Annotated in this window: 1 rRNA gene; it reads right to left on the bottom strand. The window is 58.3% G+C overall.

The features are described from left to right. Positions 1–51: 51 nt before the first annotated feature. Positions 52–2785, bottom strand: a 23S ribosomal RNA gene (locus WBG79_RS27505). Positions 2786–3183 lie beyond the last annotated feature (398 nt).

Here is a 3183-nt window from a genome sequence, read left to right as displayed (position 1 = left end):
CTTGGACCGCCGAGCGATCTCTGATCGCCAAGCGGGCATTGAGTAATGAGAGTGATCAAGCCGATCGAGCTATTAGTACCGGTAAGCTGAAGACATTGCTGCCCTTACACACCCGGCCTATCGACGTGGTCGTCTTCCACGGCTCTGTTTTGCGAGACCTTGTTTTGACGTGGGTTTCCCGCTTAGATGCCTTCAGCGGTTATCCCGTCCGCACATAGCTACCCTGCACTGCCCTTGGCAGGACAACAGGTCCACCAGTGGTGCGTCCATCCCGGTCCTCTCGTACTAAGGACAGATCGTCTCAAGTCTCGAACACCCACGGCAGATAGGGACCGAACTGTCTCACGACGTTCTGAACCCAACTCACGTACCACTTTAATCGGCGAACAGCCGAACCCTTGGGACCTGCTCCAGCCCCAGGATGTGATGAGTCGACATCGAGGTGCCAAACCTTCCCGTCGATATGGACTCTTGGGGAAGATCAGCCTGTTATCCCCGGCGTACCTTTTATCCGTTGAGCGATGGCCCTTCCACGCGGGACCACCGGATCACTATGGCCGACTTTCGTCTCTGCTCGACTTGTCAGTCTCGCAGTCAGGCAGGCTTATGCCATTGCACTCGACGACCGATTTCCGACCGGTCTGAGCCCACCATCGCGCGCCTCCGTTACTCTTTGGGAGGCGACCGCCCCAGTCAAACTGCCCACCATGCGCTGTCCTGGATCCTGTCGAACCGCAGTTAGACATCCATGACGATAAGGGTGGTATTTCAAGGATGGCTCCACGCAAGCTGGCGCCTGCGCTTCAAAGCCTACCACCTATCCTACACATGCCGACACGAATGCCAGCGCAAAGTTGCAGTAAAGGTGCACGGGGTCTTTCCGTCTAACCGCAGGAACCCCGCATCTTCACGGGGAATTCAATTTCACTGAGCCTCTGCTGGAGACAGCGGGGAAGTCGTTACGCCATTCGTGCAGGTCGGAACTTACCCGACAAGGAATTTCGCTACCTTAGGACCGTTATAGTTACGGCCGCCGTTTACCGGGGCTTCGATTCGAAGCTTGCACCTCTCCTCTTAACCTTCCGGCACCGGGCAGGCGTCAGACCCTATACGTCGTCTTCATGACTTCGCAGAGCCCTGTGTTTTTGTTAAACAGTCGCCACCCCCTGGCTTGTGCCCCCCACAGCTGCTTGCGCAACCATGGGGCCTCCTTATCCCGAAGTTACGGAGGCAATTTGCCGAGTTCCTTCAGCAGAGTTCTCTCAAGCGCCTTGGTATGCTCTACCAGTCCACCTGTGTCGGTTTCGGGTACGGTCGTTCGCGGGGCTGTTTCCTGGAACCCCTTCACCGCACGCCCAATCCGTTAAGGGCATACGATACACGGGATCCGTCACCATCCGCTGGCCGGGGAATGTTCACCCCGTTCCCATCGACTACGCCTTTCGGCCTCGCCTTAGGGGCCGGCTAACCCTGCGCAGATTAACTTTACGCAGGAACCCTTGGACTTTCGGCGAGGGTGTCTCTCACACCCTTTATCGTTACTCATGTCAGCATTCGCACTTCCCATACCTCCACGGCCCCTCACAGGTGCCGCTTCGCAGGCCTAGGGAACGCTCCGCTACCGCGCGTCTTGCGACGCACCCGCAGCTTCGGCTCGTGGCTTGAGCCCCGGTACATCTTCGGCGCAGGAACCCTTGTCTAGACCAGTGAGCTGTTACGCTTTCTTTAAATGATGGCTGCTTCTAAGCCAACATCCTGGTTGTTTTGGGATCCCCACATCCTTTCCCACTTAGCCACGAATTAGGGGCCTTAGCTGGCGGTCAGGGTTGTTGCCCTCTTCACGACGGACGTTAGCACCCGCCGTGTGTCTCCCGAGTAGCACGTCCAGGTATTCGGAGTTTGGTTAGGTTTGGTAGGTCTGTGGGACCCCCTAGCCCATCCAGTGCTCTACCCCCTGGAGTGTTCGCTCGAGGCGCTACCTAAATAGCTTTCGCGGAGAACCAGCTATCTCCGGGTTTGGTTGGCCTTTCACCCCTAGCCACAGCTCATCCGAGACTTTTTCAACAGGCACCGGTTCGGCCCTCCAGTGCGTGTTACCGCACCTTCAGCCTGGCCATGGCTAGATCACCCGGTTTCGGGTCTAATCCGACGAACTGAACGCCCTGTTCAGACTCGCTTTCGCTGCGCCTACACCTACCGGCTTAAGCTCGCTCGCCAGACTAACTCGCTGACCCATTATACAAAAGGTACGCGGTCACCCAGGACGAACCTTGGGCTCCCACTGTTTGTAGGCATCCGGTTTCAGGAACTCTTTCACTCCCCTCGTCGGGGTGCTTTTCACCTTTCCCTCACGGTACTTGTGCACTATCGGTCGCTGAGGAGTACTTAGGCTTGGAGGGTGGTCCCCCCAATTTCAGACAGGATTTCACGTGTCCCGCCCTACTCATGACCTCTCTCTCGCCTTTCCCGTACGGGGCTCTCACCCTTCATGCCGGCTTTTCCACGCCGTTCCGGTCAACTCAAAAGAGGTACTGGCCTGGTCCGCGTTCGCTCGCCACTACTAGCGGAGTCTCGGTTGATGTCCTTTCCTCCGGGTACTGAGATGTTTCAGTTCCCCGGGTTCGCCTCCCTTGCGGGATACTCCTTCGCAGGAGTGGGTTGCCCCATTCGGAGACCCATGGATCAATGCCTGTTCGCGGCTCCCCATGGCTTTTCGCAGCGTACCACGTCCTTCATCGCCTCTCAGCGCCTAGGCATCCACCGAATGCCCTTAAGTCACTTGATCACTCTCATTATCGATGCCCGCTCGTTAGTGACCAGAGACCCGTGACCGGTGACCATCAGTCACCACCACGGCCTCCGACACCCACAGCGGCATCGAGAAAGACCTCTTCTCACGAGTTCCGTTCAGGACCGGCGCGGTTAGGCGACCGACCATCCGTCTGGTGCGCAAGGCATGCCTCGCGGCAGGCCAGACGCCGGACACCGCCCCGATCCTCCCCTCGCGGGCAGAACCAAAGCGGTCCGAACGAACCTTCTCTTCACGATGACAGATCGAACACGCCCACGACCGCGCCATCCGGCAGCAGTCGCGACGAAACTGGTTTCTAAACGGACGAACATCCGGCCCTGCCCTAAGGCACGGCCCGTGGAGCCAGCCGCGCTCCCCGCAGCGCGAAGCGC

The organism is Prosthecomicrobium sp. N25, from assembly GCF_037203705.1.
Lineage (GTDB): Bacteria > Pseudomonadota > Alphaproteobacteria > Rhizobiales > Ancalomicrobiaceae > Prosthecodimorpha.
Note: the sequence above shows the minus strand (reverse complement) of the source record. Positions and strands in the feature narration are given on the sequence as shown.